Genomic DNA, 18711 nt, shown 5'->3' on the forward strand with positions numbered 1-18711 from the left:
CCAACGCGAGATAGTCAATCTATCGAACTCTAACCATTAATGGTAGAGGATTGAAACGGCTTTTTCTCCCAAACATTGTTTGAGATCGTGCAAAAGTTGATCTTCTGGTGTAACAAACCACCGTGCACCACACGTAATCAGTGCTTCTGCATCAGGATGCGTTACTAATAAATGCACCGGGCAACTTCCGCCTTTAAAGGCCTGCAAGATAGATTGCATTTGATTAATCTTTTTCGGTTCAAGCAACTGGGTTTCAACATTTAACGCCAATGCTCTCGCGTTTTTCTCCCGTGCCTGAACAATGTCCATTACATCACGGGCGGTGATTGTATTGCCCCCAGAGAAATCATCAAAGCTGACCTGTCCCTTTATAAGCAATATTTTGTCAGTTTCTAGCATAGATTCATACTGTTCGAAGGTATCTGGGAAAAAACGAGCGTCTATTCGCGCACTTTTATCATCGAGTGTGACAATAGCCCAGCGTCTTCCCCGCTTATTGGTCATTACCCTAACCCCAAGCACTAAGCCCACTGCATTAGCCATTTGTTCTTTGCCTGTGGGTTTTAAGTCAACCAATCTTCCATCAGTGTAATGCCTAATTTCTTCTACATATTGATTAATAGGGTGCCCCGTCAGGTATAGACCTAAGGTATCTTTTTCACCTTCCAACCAGACTTTTTCTGGCCATAACGGAACATCGGCAAAGGCTTGCTCTACTTCATCAGGCTCAGTAGTGAGCAACCCGAACATGTCCGACTGCCCAAACGATTCTGCTTTAGCATGCTGCCCCGCTGCCGCAATGGCGTCGGGAAGTGATGCCATTAGTGCAGCCCTGTGAGGACCTAAATTGTCTAGTGCGCCCGCAAGTACTAGCTTTTCTAGCACCCGTTTATTAACACGCTTAATATCAATCTTTGCGCAAAAATCGAATAAATCTTTAAACGCACCTTGATTCTCTCTGGCTTCGATAATCGCTTCAATAGGGCCTTCACCCACCCCTTTGATAGCGCCAATGCCATACACAATTCTACCTTTCTCATCCACGGTAAACTTATGTTTACCCGCATTTAAGTCAGGGGGCAATAATTCAAGACCCATTCGACTACATTCGTCAACCAAGGTAACGATTTTATCGGTATTGTCCATATCGGCCGACATTACCGCCGCCATAAATTCAGCAGGATAATGGGCTTTTAACCATAAGGTTTGATAAGACACCAAAGCATAGGCAGCAGAGTGAGATTTGTTGAAACCATAACCTGCGAATTTTTCAACCAAGTCGAAAATCTTCATCGCTAAGTCTGGATCGATGTTGTTGTTCTTCGAGCCTTCAGCGAACGCGCCACGTTGCTTTGCCATTTCCTCTGGCTTTTTCTTACCCATAGCACGACGTAACAAATCGGCGCCACCTAGGGAATAGCCCGCCATTTCCTGCGCGATCTGCATTACTTGTTCTTGATACAAGATAATGCCGTAGGTAGGTTCTAGAATTTCTTGCAAGCATTCGTGCTGATATTCAGCGTCTGGATACGAGATGGCTTCTCTGCCGTGCTTACGGTCGATAAAGTTATCTACCATGCCCGATTGCAACGGCCCCGGTCTAAATAGTGCTACTAGTGCGATGATGTCTTCAAAGCTATCCGGCTTAAGACGTTTAATTAGCTCTTTCATACCGCGGGATTCTAACTGGAACACAGCGGTTGTTTCCGCATTTAGCAAGGTACGGAAGCTTTTTGCGTCCGCCAAAGGAATAGAGGTGATATCAATGTCGATCCCCTTCCCTTCCTTCACCATATCAATGGCCCACTGGATAATGGTTAGCGTGCGCAATCCAAGGAAGTCGAACTTAACCAGTCCTGCAGTTTCAACATCGTTTTTATCGAACTGAGTAACGGGGTTATTACCTTCATCGTCGCAGTATAGTGGCGCAAAATCGGTAATGGTGGTAGGGGCAATAACCACACCACCAGCATGTTTACCGGCATTTCGCGTTACCCCTTCTAAAATACGCGCCATATCGATGAGGTCTTTAACCTCTTCGTCTTGTTCGTACACTTCGGGTAAACGAGGTTCGGCGGCAAACGCTTTTTCAAGGGTCATACCAGGGTCTGGTGGAATAAGCTTTGAAATACGGTCAACAAAGCCGTAGGGGTGACCTAATACACGCCCCACATCGCGTACTACGGCTTTTGCCGCCATCGTACCAAAGGTAATAATTTGCGATACCGCTTGGCGACCATAAAGTTCGGCCACGTGGTCGATAACTTCATCACGCCTATCCATGCAGAAATCGACATCGAAATCCGGCATTGATACCCGTTCAGGGTTAAGGAATCGTTCGAAAAGCAAGTCGAATTCAAGCGGGTCGAGGTCGGTAATATCCAAGGCATAAGCCACTAATGAACCCGCACCAGAACCACGACCTGGGCCTACTGGAATATTGTTATCTTTGCTCCATTGAATAAACTCCATTACGATAAGGAAGTAGCCAGGGAAACCCATTTGATTGATTACTTCTAACTCGATACGGAGTCTGTCGTCGTATTCGGGGCGTTTTTCTGCACGTACTTGTTCATCAGGAAATAAGAACGCTAAACGGCGCTCAAGCCCTTCTTCTGAGACTTTTACCAAGAAATCTTCAGTGGTCATTCCGCCCGTAGGAAACTGGGGCAAAAAGTATTCGTCTAATCGTACCGTAACGTTGCATCGCTTAGCGATTTCAACCGTATTTTCTATCGCTTCAGGAATATCACTGAATAGCTCCACCATTTCTTCGCTGGTACGAAGGTATTGCTGATCACTGTATCGCTTAGGCCTGCGTGTATCATCTAGCGTGTAACCGTCATGAATACATACCCGTATTTCGTGCGCGTCGTAACCTTCTTTGTCAATGAAGCACACTTCATTGGTTGCCACAACGGGCAAACCTTCTCGCTCAGCAAATTCAACTGCGCGATGTAAATAATCTTCTTCTCCAGGCCGACCGGTACGAATCAGTTCAAGATAAAACCTGTCCGGAAAATGGGTTTGATAAAAGGCTAGCGATTCTGCCAGCAAGCCGGTGTTGTTTTTCGTAAGTGCAACACCTACATCCCCTAGCTGGGCGCCAGAGAGAATGATAACCCCCTCTGCATGTTCTATCAGCCAGTCTTGGTCGATAACCGCTCTGTGCGCAAGATGACCTCGTAAATAAGCCTTGGAAATAAGAACCGTAATATTCTTATAACCTTCGTTATTCATGGCAAGCAAGGTAAGGCGGAAAGGCTCATCGCCAAAGGCTTCATTGGTAACCCAGAAATCGGTACCAATAATCGGTTTAATGCCAAGCCCATGTGCGCCAGAATAAAACTTTACCAAACCACACATATTCATTTGGTCGGTAATTGCCACAGCTGGCATGTTGTACTCAGACACTTTGCCGAGTATGGGCTTAACCTTATTAAGCCCATCCATCATGGAATAATCGCTGTGTACGCGTAAATGAATAAAAGGCGAGGACATAATTATTGAATCTCTTGTAGTAGTGCCTTAACTGGTTTAAAGCTTTTGCGATAACCATCAATCACGCCATGGATGGCGAGTGCTTCAAAATGCGCTTTTGTAGGGTAACCCTTATGGCCAGCAAAACCATATTCAGGATGCAATTCATCAAGTGCAAGCATGTCGTTGTCTCGCTCTACTTTGGCAATGATGGAGGCGGCAGAAATTTCAGCGTGTAAGCTATCGCCTTTAACCACAGCTTCTGCAGCATAAGGCCAATCAGGCAAGCGATTGCCATCAACACGAACAAAGTCTGGCGTTACCGCTAAGCCTTCGACAGCACGCTTCATGGCTAACATGGTAGCATGGAGAATATTAAGGGTGTCGATTTCTTCTGGGGTGGCCCGCCCGATATGCCAGTAAAGTGCTTTCGCTTTTATTTCTGACGCTAACGCAATGCGTTTTTTTTCGCTGAGCTTTTTAGAGTCGGTTAACCCTACTATGGGGTTGGCTGGGTCGAGTATAACGGCGGCGGTTACCACATCCCCAACAAGTGGGCCTCTACCAACTTCATCTACGCCGGCTATTAACTTATGCAAACAATTCCTCCACTACAGCTTGTGCTGCTGTTTTATCAGCATTGCATTTTAGCGTATGGTGGAGGTCGGTGAAACGGGAAATTAAGTCAGTGTTGTCACTGTCGAAATAAGTAAGGGCATGCTGGCTTAATGTATCTGGGTTGACGTCTTCTTGGAGCAGTTCTGGCACTAACGCTTCGTTGGCCAACAAATTGGGTAAGGCGAAAAAAGGCGCTTTGTACAAACGCTGCATAATTCTATAAGTTATTGGCGACAATTTATACGCCACTACCATTGAGCGTTTGCACAACATGGCTTCAAGGGTAGCCGTACCCGAGGCAAGCAATATAACATCACTGGCAATCATGGCGTCTCGAGACGTCCCCTCAGTAACATGAATAGGCAGTCTTTCAATGGCATTGTTCGCCTCTTTCAACATACTCTTAATTTGTTCAAGGCGATGCGTATTGGCAGCGGGAATGACAAATTCAATATCTGGTCGTTGCGCCGCAATCTTTTCCATGGTGTCGATAAAAATAGGGAGGAGTGTATCTACCTCACCACGACGAGAACCGGGTAGTACAGCTAACACCGATTTTTCGATAGGTAGATTAAGTGTATTGCGCGAGGCTTGTTGGTCAGGCGTTAAAGCTATACCATCGGCCATGGTGTGACCGACGAAGGTATAGGGCACATCATATTTATCATAAACCTGCTGCTCGAAAGGAAACAAACCCAACACGCGGCCTGCGGCCTTAGCAATTTTATGCACCCGTTTTTCACGCCATGCCCAAATAGTTGGGCTAACGTAATGAATGGTTTTAACACCTTTGGATTTAAGTTCTTTTTCTACCCGCAGGTTAAAATCTGGGGCGTCTATACCAACAAAAATATCAGGCGGGTTCGCAGAGAAATGCGCGAGCAGCGCTTTTTTGACTTTTAAAATAGCGGGTAGATGGGACAGTACTTCAACTAACCCCATCACCGAAAGCGTTTCCATATCGAACAGGCTATGAAAACCTTGAGCCTGCATGTTAGGTCCGCCTATCCCTTCAATAATTGCATCAGGGTATAAGCGTTTTAACTCACCAACCATGCCAGCAGCAAGCACATCACCAGATGGCTCGCCTGCCACCATTGCAATACGCAAAGGTTTACTCATCTTATCGCTCTTTTTAACGGGCTCATGTTAACAGCTCATTTATCTAATGATACCGCGCTCTGCGTTCTTTAAAAACTCAGTCATGAGTGCAACACCACTAGAACTTGCTTCTTGTGAAAAAAGGATGTCAACCGCCTCAGCCACCGTGTTACCTTCACGGTAAATAACTTTGTAGGCCCGCTTAATCGCAGCAATCTCATCTTTCTCAAAACCACGGCGGCGCAAACCTTCAGAGTTAATGCCTTGAGGTATATTCTTAGTACCGCTGACCATCACAAAAGGAGGTGTATCACGAAGAATAATACCGCCAGCGCCTAAGAAAGCGTGAGCGCCAACTTTACAGAACTGATGAATACCTACTGCACCGCCCACAATAACGAAGTCATCAATGTGAACATGTCCTGCCACAGCAACGTTATTGGCTAAAATAATATCATTACCCAGTACACAATCGTGGGCAACATGTGAATTCACCATAAACAAGCAGCGAGAGCCAATAATCGTTTCACTGTTATCTTGTATAGTGCCACGGTGAACAGTCACCCCTTCACGGAACTCGTTGTCGTCACCGATAATAAGCTTAGTGGGTTCACCGGCATATTTTTTATCTTGGCAGTCTTCACCAATTGATGAAAATTGATAGAAGGTGTTATTTTTGCCAATGCGGGTGGTGCCGCGAACGACCACATGAGACTTCAATACGCATCCATCGCCAATTGTCACGTCGTCATCAACCACGCAAAATGGACCAATGGTGACGTTTTCGCCAATAGATGCTTTATCTGAAATTACCGCAGTAGGATGGATCACGTTACGCTATCTCTCTTATTGCACACATAAATTCTGCAACACAAACATTTTCGCCATCAACAGTCGCTACGCCTTTGAATTTCCAAATGCCGCGTCTTTCTTTTACTAAAGCGATGTCGAATTCTAATTTATCACCAGGGACAACGGGACGTTTAAATCGTGCGTTGTCAATTCCTGCATATAGATACAATTTATCACTTTTACCCATGGTCTTAAAACCAAGAACGCCAGCAGCTTGTGCCATGGCTTCTAAAATAAGCACACCTGGAAATATCGGGCGGCCTGGGAAATGGCCTGTAAAGCAAGGCTCATTAAAAGTGATATTCTTATATGCTTTAATTGATTCACCCAGAACGTAGTCTGTTACTCGATCAACCAACAGGAACGGGTATCTGTGAGGAAGTAACGACAGAATTTCCTGGATTTCTATGGTATTGAGTGAAGTGGTCAAAAACTATCTCCTATAGTGCAAGCATGACCTAAAAACTGTTTCATGGTCACAAACTCGCCGTAAATTACTAAAACGGCGGCAACCATACGCTGTTAGGCGCAAAAAACAAATCAGACCAACCCCTTTCGGGCGTTGGTCTGATGAAATTAGCGAAAAATTGTAAGCATTACTGCCTTAGTTTACTTTGCTAACCTGCTCTAATACTTGCTCTGACATGTCGTATTGTTCTTTTACGAAAGGCGTTGCCGTTGCGTTAAGTACAATGTCATAACCTTGTTTAGCGGCAACTGAATCAATTGCTTGCTTGATAAGGCTGAATAATTTGTTTTGTTCTTCGTTGCTACGACGCTGAATGTTTTGCTTAAGCGGTTGTGCTTTTTCTGCTAACTCTTCACGTACAGCCAACATTTTTTGCTCAAGTTCTTTCTTTTCTTGAGCGCTCATTGTTGCTGCATCCCGTTGTAGACGTTCTGCAAAGAACTGACCATCACGCTGAAGTTGATTCACTTCTTCGATACGGTCTTTAAACTCCATTTGAATGGCGTTTTGGATTTCAGCAGCTTGAGGCATAGCCTGAAAAATACCCTGAACGTCAACAACAGCAATTTTTTGTTCTGCCATTACTGAAGTACTAACTAGTGCGCTACCAAGCATTGCACCTGCAACAATATGTTTAACCAACTGTTTCAAAAGGAACTCCTTTTATCCATCTCTTTATCTGGGTGCCTAGGGCCCCGTTTAATATTTTAGAATGTCTGACCGATATTAAAGGTGAAGAATTTAGCATCATCACCATCACGTTCTTGGATCGCTCTTGAGAAGCTGAATACCATCGGTCCCATTGGTGAAATCCATTGTACCGAAATACCAGCGGAACTACGATACAGCGTCCAGTCAGAATAGTCCATTAACGAACCATACTGAGTGCTAGACTGATCAAAATCTTTGAATTGGTCGTAATCGAACTCAGTATCCCACACGTTGCCCACATCCACAAATAGACTGGTTCTTACCGAGTTGTCCATATCTGCTTCCACAAAAGGTGTGGGAACAATTAACTCAAGACCACCTAGTGCCATTGCGTTACCACCAAGACTGCGACTAGATAATGTAATCACATCATCAATAGGGTCTGTTGGATAAACTTCACCATCAGGACCTGTTAAAGAGCCACTTGGTGAGCGAATGATACCACGCGGACCTACGGTGTTATTCTCAAACCCACGAAGTGAATCCGAGCCACCAGCGGTGAAGTTTTCGGTGAACGGCAATATCTGCTCATTACCATTTACATCACCATAGCCGTTACCGTAACCCATTCTAATTCTGGCAAGTACTGACCAGCGCTGATTTCTAGACAGTGGGAAATACCACTTTCCATCGAACAAGGTTTTGAAATAATTCACATCAGAATTAGGTGTAGTAATACTAAATGAGGCACGCTGTGACGAGCCTGCTGTAGGGAATAAACCGCGGTTTAATGTACTACGACTCCAACTTACGCTGGCAAGATAGCTATGGTATTTAATGGGCGCATCAGGATCATCGCCATCAAGGAACTGGTTATAAAACTGCTCCGTTTGCTCATAATAACCACGGTTATAGAGCTCTACGTTACTGTACGTCAGCCCGAAGTTGATTCGGTTAAATTCGTTTATCGGGTACCCGATATTCGCACCTACAGACCACTGCTTGGAGTTATATTGGATAACGTTAAAGTCTGAGCCGTCAAATTCACTATATCCTAACGAACCACCTAAACTGATACCGTCGATAGTAAAGTAAGGGTCGTTATAGGTAATTTGCGCCGAACGTTGATAAGAAACCGTACTTAAGTTTAAACCCACGCGCTTACCGGTACCCAAGAAGTTATCTTGTTGAATACCCGCTTGAAGGCTTAACTTAGTTTGATCGCCGTACCCAATACCGGCGTTGAATGAACCAGAAGGCTGCTCTTTAACGTTGAAGTTGACGTCTACTTGGTCATCTTGGCCTGGAATTCTGATGGTTTCAAATTCAACCTCTTCCATATACGTCAAACGTGACAATTGGTTCTTGGAAGATTCAAGTAAGTTATTTGATAACCATGTACCTTCCATTTGGCTTACGTTCTGACGTAAAACGTTATCAGCAGTAACAACGTTACCGTTGAACTTAATACGCTTAACGTAAATACGTTTGCCCGGGTCTACTGACAAGGTCAGTTTCACCGTTTTATCTTCATCGTTAATGTTTGGTACCGTGGTCACTGTTGGATAAGCGTAACCAAATCGGCCAAGGTACTTACTGATAAATTCTTCTGTGTAAGTGACTTCGGCTTGGTTATAAAGCTCACCTGGCGTTAGTGGTAATACACGCTGAATATAGTCTTCATGACCCAGCACATCACCCACCAGCTCGACTTCAGAGATAGTGTATTGCTCGCCTTCACTTACGTTCATTGCAACGTAAATACCCGACTTTTCAGGGGTCATGGATACTTGTGTAGAATCCACATTGAAGCGAAGGTAACCACGATCTAAATAGTGATTACGTAGTGATTCCATATCACCTTGCAACGTTTGTTGCTGATAGCGGGTTTCTGACAAGAAATCCCACCACGGAGTATCGAACTGCAACTCAAACTGATCCATCAACTCTGCGTCAGTAAAAATCTCGTTACCAACGATGTTGATTTGTTGAATTTTAGCCGCATCACCTTCTTCGAAAAGTAATTTCAAATCGACACGATTTCGAGGAAGCGGCGTAATAATCGCTGTTACATCAGCGTTATATTTACCAATGCTGTAAAAGAAATCTTTCAAGCCATTTTCAATCGACGTTAGAACGGTCTTATCTAAGGGCTCACCTAATCGTACGCCATTGCCGTCTAAGCTTTCTTGGAGCTGCTCATCTTTAATATCATCGTTGCCCTCAAAAATAATATTACTTATTGTGGGGCGTTCGGCTACGCGTACTACCAATGTGTTGCCGTCACGCAGAATTTCGACGTTTTCGAAATGCGTTGATGAGTACAGAGAACGGATAAGCTGAGTTACCCGAAAGGTATTTAGCTCATCACCAACCTGAACTGGCAAATAGGTTAAGGCTGCACCTAGTGCTACCCGCTGTAGACCTTCTACTCGAATATCTTCTACAACGAATTCACTATTCTGCGCCGCAGCATTGGCAAAGCTAGCACTGGAAAAAATGGCTCCGGCTGCTACTAACTGTTTTAACTTCATCTATTTTTCTTTTCCTGGCCGCGTTTTATGTTAGCTGTTTTATGTTTCCTGACTTTCATCAGGCTATGCGAGCAATATCGTTCATAATAGCGATACCCATTATCATAAACAGAAGCACGCCACCGATTCTGTAACCCCACTCCTGTACCGCATCAGGCACAGGCTTGCCGGTAAGCCATTCCACGATGTAAAACATCAGGTGACCACCATCTAGCATGGGCAAGGGTAGTAAATTAATTATGCCTAAATTCACACTAATTAAGGCAAGAAAGCTCAAAAAGTAAGCCAAGCCGTAACCGGCACTGGTTCCTGCTCCTTGAGCGATGGATATAGGCCCACTTAAATTTTTCACCGAAACATCGCCGGTGACTAATTTGCCTATCATCTCAACACTGAGTGTCATTAAGCGCCACGTTTTATCTAACGCTCTTCCAACTGCCTCTACTATGCCATATTGATGGGTAAACACATACCCTTCAGGCCAAGCTTCAAACGTTGGGCTTACCCCTAAATACCCAGTTTGCCCTTCTGGTGTATCGCGGCGCGCTATCGTTGCACGCAGTTGCTGGGGTTGTCCATCCCTTTCAATCGACAATACAACCGAATCTCCAGGGCTTTCAACAATCACATCAACTAAGGCCTGCCACGTGGTTAATTCATCGCCATTTAACGCGAGTAATTTATCACCTGCCTGCAAACCAGCCTCTTGTGCTGCACTTCCTTCTCCAACAAAACCCACTTCTAACGTTGGATTAGGACGAAAAGGGGTTATTCCTAGACTGCTTAAAGGAGACTCGCTATCAGGGTCAAAGTTCCAACCCTCAAGTGTAAATGTTACTTCTTTTTCTTTTTTATCTTGGGTTAATACAGTAACTCGGGCCGATTCTTGACCAATGTAAGAAACCACTTCAAGGTTCACTGCTTCCCAATCTGGGGTGCTACGACTTCCTACCTTAATGACTTCATCACCCTTAACAACACCTGCTTGGGCTGCAATACTTCCAGGTTCAATATTGCCAATAACAGGCTTTACTGTTTGAAGCCCAACTAAGTACATCAACCACAACGCAAAAACAGCAAAGATAAAATTCACGCCAGGGCCAGCAAAAATAATAGACATGCGCTGTAATACCGGCTTATGGTTAAACGCCTTATGTTCTAGCTCTGGGGGTACGTCGTCAATTCGTCCATCAAGCATGCGTACGTAGCCACCGAGCGGGATCATAGCAATCACATACTCGGTGCCTGTTTTACTGGTTCTACGCCAAAGCGGCTTGCCAAAACCAATAGAAAAACGCTCTACTTGCACGCCACAACGCCGCGCTATATAGAAGTGTCCCCACTCATGTACCGCGACTAAAATACCTAACGCGACTATAAATGCACCTAAGCTCCATAAAAATCCTAACACGTGAACTTACCTCTAATGACTTGGTCTGCTACCGTGCGGGCGGCAGTATCCTGTTCAAGGATTTGTTGGATAGATGAAACGGTTACTGGTTCCATTTTGTTTAGGGTTTCTTCATTGACTACTGCAATATCCGTAAACCCTATTTTCCCCTCTAGAAAAGAGGCCACCGCTATTTCATTTGCAGCATTTAAACGGGTGGTAGCTGCCTGCCCTTCTCTACATGCATCAATGGCGAGTTTTAAATTTGGATAGCGCGTGAAACACGGCGTTTCAAAACTAAAATTAGCCATATCAGAAAAATCTAATGGCTTAACACCAGCATCAATGCGAGATGGGTAGGCAAGACCATAAGCAATTGGTGTGCGCATATCTGGGTTACCCAGCTGCGCTATAACCGAACCGTCTACATACTGCACCATCGAATGAATAAAACTTTGTGGGTGGACCACCACTTGAATGTCGTCTGGCGATGCACCAAATAACCAACAGGCCTCAATAAACTCAAGCCCTTTGTTCATCATAGTGGCCGAATCTATCGTGATTTTACGCCCCATAGACCAATTAGGGTGGCTGCTCGCTTCATCAATCGTAATAGCATTAAAGGAACCTAATTCACGTTCTCTGAAAGGCCCCCCTGAGCCTGTTAGCAAAATCTTGCTAATACCCGCCTTCTCCAATTCGCCATACTCATAACCTTGAGGGAGACATTGAAAGATAGCGTTATGCTCACTGTCTATAGGTAAAATTTCAGCGCCGCTTTGTGTTGCAGCGTCAATAAATAATGCACCAGACATCACTAGCGCTTCTTTATTTGCTAATAATACCTTTTTACCCGCTTTCACAGCCGCTAATGTAGGTAGCAAACCTGCCGCCCCCACTATGGCCGCCATCACAGTATCGACTTCGGCTGCACAAGACACGTCTTCTAAAGCTTTAGCGCCACAGAGTATTTCGGCGGTGATATTGTATTCTGTCGCTAGCGTGCAAGCCTCTTTGTACCTAGCTTCATCAGCAACCACCACGAATCGAGGCGAGCACTTCTGCGCTTGCTGCATAAGTAATTCAAGCTGACCATTGCCAGTAATGGCAAAGGTGCGGTATTTTTCAGGATGACGATTAATAACATCGAGGGTATTACAACCAATAGAGCCGGTTGCCCCTAAAACGGTAACGGTTTGCATCACGCCATCCACGTTACATAGCAGAACGCAAAGACCGGAAATGCAGCAGTTAAGCTATCGATTCTGTCAAGCACTCCGCCGTGTCCAGGCAAGATTTTTCCACTATCTTTAATACCCGCACAGCGTTTTAGCATACTTTCGTTAAGGTCACCTAATGCTGAAACCGCCACGGTAACGCCGCCGATAATGAGGTGCAACCAAATGCGGGAAGGCTCAACCTGATAGTGCAATGCAGCAAAAGCAATAATGGCAAATGAAGCTGCAATGCCACCTATAAGACCTTCTAAACTTTTACCTGGAGAAACATTAGGACGTAACTTGTGGCGACCAAATTTAACGCCTACGAAGAAAGCGCCTATATCTGCTGCCCACACGATACCTAAAACGTAGAAAATAAGTGATGCACCATAAAAGGGGTCTACATCGTGCAGACTGGTGCGAAGGGCAATAACCGCCACCCAAGTTGGAATTAAGGTAAGTAAGCCGAACACGGTGCGCACACTGCGGCTTTCACGCCAAAACTTGGTGTATTTTGGGTATGCCAGCACCATGAAAAGAGAAACTATCCACCACACCACTGCTATACCTAAAATTCCGTGATATAAATCGTGAAGTTGACCTTGATACCAAATAACACTGGTATCAACAATTAAGGATAAGCTGATGCAGATAGCGAATGCTGCTGCCATGAAGAGTATTTTTTTAGGGCGCTCACAAATACCGGACATATTAGCCCATTCGTAAGCCCCTATCGCAACCACACCGGAAATCGCAATTTCAAACCAGAAGATAGGCAGAAAAAGTATGGAAAATAGCGCCAAAGGCGCGAGAATTAACGCTGTTATTATTCTTTGTTTTAGCATAATTGGCTCTCGGCTCCTGTGCTCAGGCCTGCCCTGATACCTGCCTGCATAGAGTTAGCTGCTGGCAGTATCAATTTGTTCACCGGTAAGACCGAACCGTCGTTGGCGAACATTAAAATCATCTACGGCTAATTGAAAAACATCTTCATTGAAGTCTGGCCATAGTACATCGGTAAAATATAATTCGGCGTACGCACACTGCCATAATAAAAAGTTGCTGATTCGGTGTTCACCACCCGTGCGTATGAGAAGATCAAGTTCAGGAAGGCTCGCTGTAGAGGTATGTTGATTAAAAACTGCCTCATCAATGTCTTGAAGCGACATTTCGCCTTGCTTTACTTTTTCAGCTACTTCTTTTGCGGCATTAACAATGTCCCATCTGCCACCGTAATTGGCAGCGATATTAAGAACAAGATCGTTATTACCAGAAGTCATATCTTCCGCTTTGCGGATTTTTGCAACCAACTTGCTATCAAAAGCACTTAAATCGCCTATTACTTTTAAGCGAACGCCATTTTTATGGAGTCGTTTGGCTTCACTGTTTAACACTAAATTGAACAGTTCCATCAATACACTGACTTCTTCTTCGGGACGCTTCCAATTTTCACTTGAAAAAGCGAACAAGGTTAAAGACTCAATGCCAGTTTGACGAGCAAAGCGTACCACTGCTCGAACAGACTCAACACCTGCCTTGTGCCCGAAGGTACGAATTTTCCCTTTCTTTTGCGCCCAACGACCATTGCCATCCATAATAATGGCGACATGTTTAGGGCCAGCAACGGATGCTGGCCCTACTGTATCAGTCGTTTTGGCTGCGTTTGACCGCTTCCCAATCATAATACTTGTTACACTTCCATCAGTTCTTTTTCTTTAACAGCAAGCATGCCGTCAACTTTCTTAATGAAGTCATTCGTTAAAGACTGAATATTTTCTTCCGCTGCGCGGCTTTCATCTTCGCTGATTTCTTTCTCTTTAAGTAATTCTTTGACGTCGCTGTTAGCATCGCGGCGGATATTTCGAATTGAAACTCGGCCGTTTTCTGCTTCATTACGCACCACACGAATAAGGTCTTTTCGACGCTCTTCGGTAAGCGGCGGAAGTGGAATTCGAATAGAACCACCCGCGCTCATTGGGTTTAATCCCAAATCTGCCTGCATAATTGCTTTTTCAACAGCTTGAATAGCACTTTTATCAAACACAGTCAGTGCCAATGTACGGCTATCTTCCGCAATGACGTTAGCTACTTGCTTAAGCGGTGTGTCTGTACCGTAGTAAGGTACCATAATGCCATCTAATAAGCTTGGATGAGCACGGCCTGTGCGAATTTTGCTAAACTGGCCTTTAAGTGCACTGATGCTTTTATCCATACGCTCTTGCGCATCTAATTCAATTTCATCAATCACGTTATATTTCCTATTTTCTTAATTAACTATTGTCAGCGTGACAAATTAGGGTGCCAACTTGCTCACCCATAACAACACGTTTCAAACAACCTGCTTCGTTCATATTAAATACACGGATAGGTAGGCTGTGATCTCTAGCAAGTGTGAACGCTGACAGGTCCATCACTTTTAATTCTTTCTCGAGTACTTCTTGATAAGACAGTTGATCATATAAAGTAGCATCTGGATTTTTAACTGGGTCATCGCTATAAACACCATCAACTTTCGTGGCTTTTAGCACGGCATCGGCTTCAATTTCAATACCGCGAAGACACGCGGCTGAATCTGTGGTGAAGAAAGGATTACCTGTACCCGCTGAAAAAATAACCACACGGCCAGATTTTAATAAACTAATCGCTTCTGCCCAGTTGTAAGCATCGCACACGCCATTTAAAGGTATAGCTGACATCATACGCGCATTAACAAAGGCACGATGCAGTGCATCACGCATGGCTAAGCCGTTCATTACGGTAGCAAGCATACCCATGTGGTCGCCTACAACGCGGTTCATGCCAGCTTTTGCAAGCCCTTCGCCGCGGAACAAGTTACCGCCACCAATAACCAAGCCTACTTGAACACCTAGTTCAACAAGTTCTTTGATTTCTTGGGCCATACGGTCAAGTACTTTAGGATCGATGCCAAAGCCTTCTTCACCCATAAGGGCTTCGCCACTTAGCTTTAACAGAATGCGTCGATATGCTGATTTCGGTGTGATACTCATTATTCGATATGTCCTCGTAAACCCATTTTGTCTTATGCTTTTCTATTATTTACACACTGCTTTTGCAGGTAAAAAGAATAGGACAAAATGCTTTCGTAAGCGTTTAAAGATTTTACCGTTTTGCACTCTACCTTACCTTAGCAAAACCGTAACCCGCGGGTAGTAGCTATAAAAAAGCACCTCCGAAGAGGTGCCTTGTAGTTTATCTGACATTAACACAATGCAAAAGATAAACGCCCAATTATTTCTTGGCCGCTTCCATTTGTGCTGCAACTTCTGCTGCAAAGTCTTCAGTTTTCTTCTCGATACCTTCACCAACTTCGAAACGTACGAAGTTAACAACATCAGCAGAGTTGTTTTTAAGCAACTCAGCAACGCTGATTGAAGGATCTTTAACGAAAGGCTGACCAGTTAAGCTTACTTCACCAGTAAACTTCTTCATGCGGCCTGCAACCATCTTCTCTGCGATATCAGCTGGCTTACCAGACTGCATTGCAATACCGATTTGGATTTCTTTCTCTTTCTCAACAACTTCAGCTGGAACATTTTCAGGCTTAACGAACTGAGGGCTAGCCGCTGCAACGTGCATTGCAATGTCTTTAGCCAACTCTTCGCTGCCACCAGTAAGAATTGAGATTACGCCGATACGACCGCCGTGCACGTATGCACCTAGTGTATCGCCTTCAACGTTGATAACGCGACGAGGAGAGATGTTTTCACCGATTTTCGCCACTAATGTGTCACGAACGTCGCTTACTTTAGCACCGTTAAGTTCAGACGCATTCAACGTGTCGATATCGTTGATGTTGTTCGCTGCTGCTATTTCTAGCAACTCGTTACCAAACTTAAGGAAACCTTCGTCACGTGCTACGAAATCTGTTTCACAGTTAATTTCAAGCATAGTCGCGCGACCGTCTTGAACTTTAGTAAGGATTACACCTTCAGCTGCGATACGGCCTGCTTTTTTAGCTGCTTTCGCTTGGCCTGATTTACGCATGTTTTCAATGGCTAGCTCAATGTCACCATCCGTTTCAACCAGGGCTTTCTTACAATCCAGCATACCTGCGCCTGTACGCTCGCGCAGTTCTTTAACTAGTGCTGCAGTCACTGCCATTTTTCAATTCCTCAGCAATAAATATAAATTCGGTTAGGTAAAAGGGGCGTTATCGCCCCTCTCAATACGTTTCGTATTGTTGCACTATCATATGCTTTTGATATGACAGTAAAGCGAACAGAATTACTCTGCTGCTTCTACGAAGTCGTCTTGCTCAGCTTGTGCTTCAAGGTTGCTTTCGCGACCAGAAATTACAGCGTTAGCAGCGGCATCCAAGTATAGTTGAACTGCGCGGATTGCATCGTCGTTACCAGGAATGATGTAATCAACACCATCTGGGTTAGAGTTAGTATCCACAACACCAACAACTGGAATACCCAGGTTACGTGCTTCTGTGATAGCAATGTGCTCGTGGTCTGCATCGACAACAAAGATAGCGTCTGGTAAGCCGCCCATATCTTTGATTCCGCCAAGGCTGTTTTCAAGCTTTTCCATTTCACGCTGAAGCATTAGGGCTTCTTTTTTGGTCAGCTTTTCGAAAGTACCGTCTTGGCTTTTTTGCTCAAGTTCTTTCAAACGCTTGATTGACTGACGAACTGTTTTCCAGTTAGTCAACATACCACCTAACCAACGCTTGTTAACGTAAAACTGGTCACATTTAACAGCTGCATCTTTTACCGCATCGCCAGCAGCGCGCTTAGTACCTACGAAAAGGATTTTCCCTTTCTTAGATGCTACGCTTGATAGGTAGTTAAGAGCGTTGTTGAAAAGTGGAACTGTTTTTTCAAGGTTGATGATATGAACTTTGTTACGTGCGCCAAAGATGTATGGTTTCATCTTAGGGTTCCAGTAACGAGTTTGGTGACCGAAATGCACACCGGCTTTCAGCATGTCACGCATTGAAACATTTGCCATTTTAATTTCCTCTCGGGGTTAGGCCTCCATATACCCATTGTATCGATCCCACCTAAGTAAATAAGTAGAACACCCCGATACGCAGTGTTGGTATATGTGTGTTTTAATTAAATTTAATTTACCCTTTTGACCACATGCTTTTAAGGGCATTCCGTCAGGGCGCGCGCTTTATACCATATTAAGCTTATCCACTCAAGTTTTACCGCCAGTTTAGCCATTACTTGCATTCTTTAAGACTGCCCCTATACACATTCAATCCTAATGGCTAAAATATACTTATATAGATACATTCTGCACGTTAACCCCTGCCTATTTTACAAGTGGTAGCGTAACGGCCTAAATAAACGAATAGAGAGACGCTGTGTCAGCTATTATTAAGACCTCTGAAGAAATCGAAAAAATGCGTGTTGCTGGAAAACTAGCAGCCGATGTACTCACTATGATTGGTCCCTATGTAAAAAAGGGTGTAACTACAGATGAGTTAAATACGATATGTCATGATTACATTGTTAATGAGCAGCAAGCTATTCCTGCACCATTAAACTATGGTCACCCCCCGTTCCCTAAATCAATTTGTACGTCTGTAAACCATTGTATTTGCCATGGCATTCCATCGGACAAAAAATTGAAAGATGGTGACGTTATTAATATCGATGTAACCGTAATTAAAGATGGCTATCATGGCGATACCTCAAAGATGTTCATTGTTGGTAAACCTGCAATATTGGCTGAACGTTTAACTCGCATCACGCAAGAATGTTTATATGAAGCAATAAAAGAAGTTAAGCCAGGCATGACATTGGGCGATATTGGTCATATTTGCCAAACCCATGCTGAAGCGCATAACTATTCAATCGTTCGTGAGTACTGTGGCCATGGTATTGGTGCTAGCTTCCACGAAGAGCCACAAATCGTGCATTACGGTAAGCCTGGCACTGGCGATGTACTTGAAGCGGGCATGTGCTTCACCATTGAACCTATGGTGAATGCTGGTAAGCGTTACTCAAAAATTCTTCCTGATCAGTGGACAGTGGTAACCAAAGACAGAAGTTTAAGTGCACAATGGGAACATACCTTGCTGGTTACTGAAGACGGTGTAGAAGTTTTAACTTTACGTGATGAAGAGGACCTTCCTCGCATCATTTCACACAGTTAACTTTTCACACCCTGATAAATACTTTTCCGGTTCGATAAGCACCTTTTATATAGTGCTTGTATCGCGTATGTTTAAATATATAGCAGCGTAAACTTTGTTTGGTTGCTATATATTTTCTACTCCTTCACTTTCTTTCGTTTACCGATAGCCTTATGTGTAATACGAGTTTTATACGAAAACGACTTCATACTATTTACCACCGTTGTTTTTTCACTTATCGGCTTCGCTATTCCTATCTATCGCATGAGCTGTTTTGAAATTAG

16 protein-coding genes are annotated in these 18711 nt (G+C 44.2%); 1 reads left to right on the forward strand and 15 read right to left on the reverse strand.

Annotated features, from left to right (window positions below; translation table 11 throughout):
- Window positions 1–36 precede the first annotated feature (36 nt).
- From dnaE to rpsB, 15 genes are all read right to left on the reverse strand, one after another.
- A complete protein-coding gene (gene dnaE, locus JKP82_RS01535) occupies window positions 37–3501 on the reverse strand; it encodes a DNA polymerase III subunit alpha (RefSeq protein WP_159529244.1) in 3465 nt (1154 codons plus the stop codon).
- A 2-nt stretch (window positions 3502–3503) separates the two neighbouring features.
- Window positions 3504–4079 (reverse strand): ribonuclease HII, encoded by a 576-nt coding sequence (gene rnhB, locus JKP82_RS01540; protein WP_159529242.1) that lies wholly within the window; start codon window positions 4077–4079, stop codon window positions 3504–3506.
- Window positions 4072–5220: a lipid-A-disaccharide synthase gene (gene lpxB / locus JKP82_RS01545; RefSeq protein WP_218395538.1), complete on the reverse strand. Its 1149-nt coding sequence runs from the start codon at window positions 5218–5220 to the stop codon at window positions 4072–4074. The genes rnhB and lpxB overlap by 8 nt, the downstream gene beginning before the upstream one ends.
- A gap of 39 nt (window positions 5221–5259) precedes the next feature.
- Window positions 5260–6030: an acyl-ACP--UDP-N-acetylglucosamine O-acyltransferase gene (gene lpxA / locus JKP82_RS01550; RefSeq protein WP_159529238.1), complete on the reverse strand. Its 771-nt coding sequence runs from the start codon at window positions 6028–6030 to the stop codon at window positions 5260–5262.
- Window position 6031: 1 nt separating this feature from the next.
- Window positions 6032–6481 (reverse strand): 3-hydroxyacyl-ACP dehydratase FabZ, encoded by a 450-nt coding sequence (gene fabZ, locus JKP82_RS01555; RefSeq protein ID WP_159529236.1) that lies wholly within the window; start codon window positions 6479–6481, stop codon window positions 6032–6034.
- A 174-nt stretch (window positions 6482–6655) separates the two neighbouring features.
- Window positions 6656–7171: an OmpH family outer membrane protein gene (locus JKP82_RS01560; protein ID WP_159529234.1), complete on the reverse strand. Its 516-nt coding sequence runs from the start codon at window positions 7169–7171 to the stop codon at window positions 6656–6658.
- Between the two features lie 56 nt (window positions 7172–7227).
- Entirely contained in the window at window positions 7228–9705 is a 2478-nt protein-coding gene (gene bamA, locus JKP82_RS01565) for an outer membrane protein assembly factor BamA (RefSeq protein WP_218395539.1), read from the reverse strand.
- Window positions 9706–9763: 58 nt separating this feature from the next.
- Window positions 9764–11116: a sigma E protease regulator RseP gene (rseP, locus tag JKP82_RS01570; protein WP_218395541.1), complete on the reverse strand. Its 1353-nt coding sequence runs from the start codon at window positions 11114–11116 to the stop codon at window positions 9764–9766.
- Window positions 11110–12297 carry a 1-deoxy-D-xylulose-5-phosphate reductoisomerase gene (ispC, locus tag JKP82_RS01575; protein WP_159529228.1) on the reverse strand — a complete coding sequence of 396 codons (1188 nt, stop codon included), beginning with the start codon at window positions 12295–12297 and terminating at the stop codon, window positions 11110–11112. The genes rseP and ispC overlap by 7 nt, the downstream gene beginning before the upstream one ends.
- Window positions 12297–13160, reverse strand: coding sequence for a phosphatidate cytidylyltransferase (locus JKP82_RS01580; RefSeq protein WP_159529226.1), 864 nt, complete (start codon window positions 13158–13160; stop codon window positions 12297–12299). Before JKP82_RS01580 ends, ispC begins: the two co-directional genes overlap by 1 nt.
- 54 nt (window positions 13161–13214) lie before the next feature.
- Window positions 13215–13997 (reverse strand): polyprenyl diphosphate synthase, encoded by a 783-nt coding sequence (uppS, locus tag JKP82_RS01585; protein WP_159529224.1) that lies wholly within the window; start codon window positions 13995–13997, stop codon window positions 13215–13217.
- A gap of 8 nt (window positions 13998–14005) precedes the next feature.
- Complete coding sequence (frr, locus tag JKP82_RS01590) at window positions 14006–14563, reverse strand: ribosome recycling factor (protein WP_013785186.1); 558 nt, start codon at window positions 14561–14563, stop codon at window positions 14006–14008.
- Between the two features lie 22 nt (window positions 14564–14585).
- Window positions 14586–15323: a UMP kinase gene (gene pyrH, locus JKP82_RS01595; RefSeq protein ID WP_013785187.1), complete on the reverse strand. Its 738-nt coding sequence runs from the start codon at window positions 15321–15323 to the stop codon at window positions 14586–14588.
- Between the two features lie 241 nt (window positions 15324–15564).
- Window positions 15565–16437: a translation elongation factor Ts gene (tsf, locus tag JKP82_RS01600; protein WP_013785188.1), complete on the reverse strand. Its 873-nt coding sequence runs from the start codon at window positions 16435–16437 to the stop codon at window positions 15565–15567.
- A 123-nt stretch (window positions 16438–16560) separates the two neighbouring features.
- A complete protein-coding gene (rpsB, locus tag JKP82_RS01605; protein ID WP_013785189.1) occupies window positions 16561–17292 on the reverse strand; it encodes a 30S ribosomal protein S2 in 732 nt (243 codons plus the stop codon).
- Window positions 17293–17653: 361 nt separating this feature from the next.
- Between rpsB and map the strand changes: the two genes are divergently transcribed.
- Window positions 17654–18448, forward strand: coding sequence for a type I methionyl aminopeptidase (gene map, locus JKP82_RS01610; protein ID WP_218395543.1), 795 nt, complete (start codon window positions 17654–17656; stop codon window positions 18446–18448).
- Window positions 18449–18711 lie beyond the last annotated feature (263 nt).

It is taken from the genome of Alteromonas lipotrueae, from assembly GCF_019249215.1.
Lineage (GTDB): Bacteria > Pseudomonadota > Gammaproteobacteria > Enterobacterales > Alteromonadaceae > Alteromonas > Alteromonas lipotrueae.

Excerpts from the sequence above, each read along its gene's own strand:
- uppS (WP_159529224.1), bottom strand. The coding sequence starts at position 13,997 with ATGATTGGGAAGCGGTCAAACGCAGCCAAAACGACTGATACAGTAGGG.
- dnaE (WP_159529244.1), bottom strand. The coding sequence starts at position 3,501 with ATGTCCTCGCCTTTTATTCATTTACGCGTACACAGCGATTATTCCATG.
- lpxB (WP_218395538.1), bottom strand. The coding sequence starts at position 5,220 with ATGAGTAAACCTTTGCGTATTGCAATGGTGGCAGGCGAGCCATCTGGT.
- rpsB (WP_013785189.1), bottom strand. The coding sequence starts at position 17,292 with ATGGCAAATGTTTCAATGCGTGACATGCTGAAAGCCGGTGTGCATTTC.
- bamA (WP_218395539.1), bottom strand. The coding sequence starts at position 9,705 with ATGAAGTTAAAACAGTTAGTAGCAGCCGGAGCCATTTTTTCCAGTGCT.
- ispC (WP_159529228.1), bottom strand. The coding sequence starts at position 12,297 with ATGCAAACCGTTACCGTTTTAGGGGCAACCGGCTCTATTGGTTGTAAT.
- tsf (WP_013785188.1), bottom strand. The coding sequence starts at position 16,437 with ATGGCAGTGACTGCAGCACTAGTTAAAGAACTGCGCGAGCGTACAGGC.
- pyrH (WP_013785187.1), bottom strand. The coding sequence starts at position 15,323 with ATGAGTATCACACCGAAATCAGCATATCGACGCATTCTGTTAAAGCTA.
- JKP82_RS01580 (WP_159529226.1), bottom strand. The coding sequence starts at position 13,160 with ATGCTAAAACAAAGAATAATAACAGCGTTAATTCTCGCGCCTTTGGCG.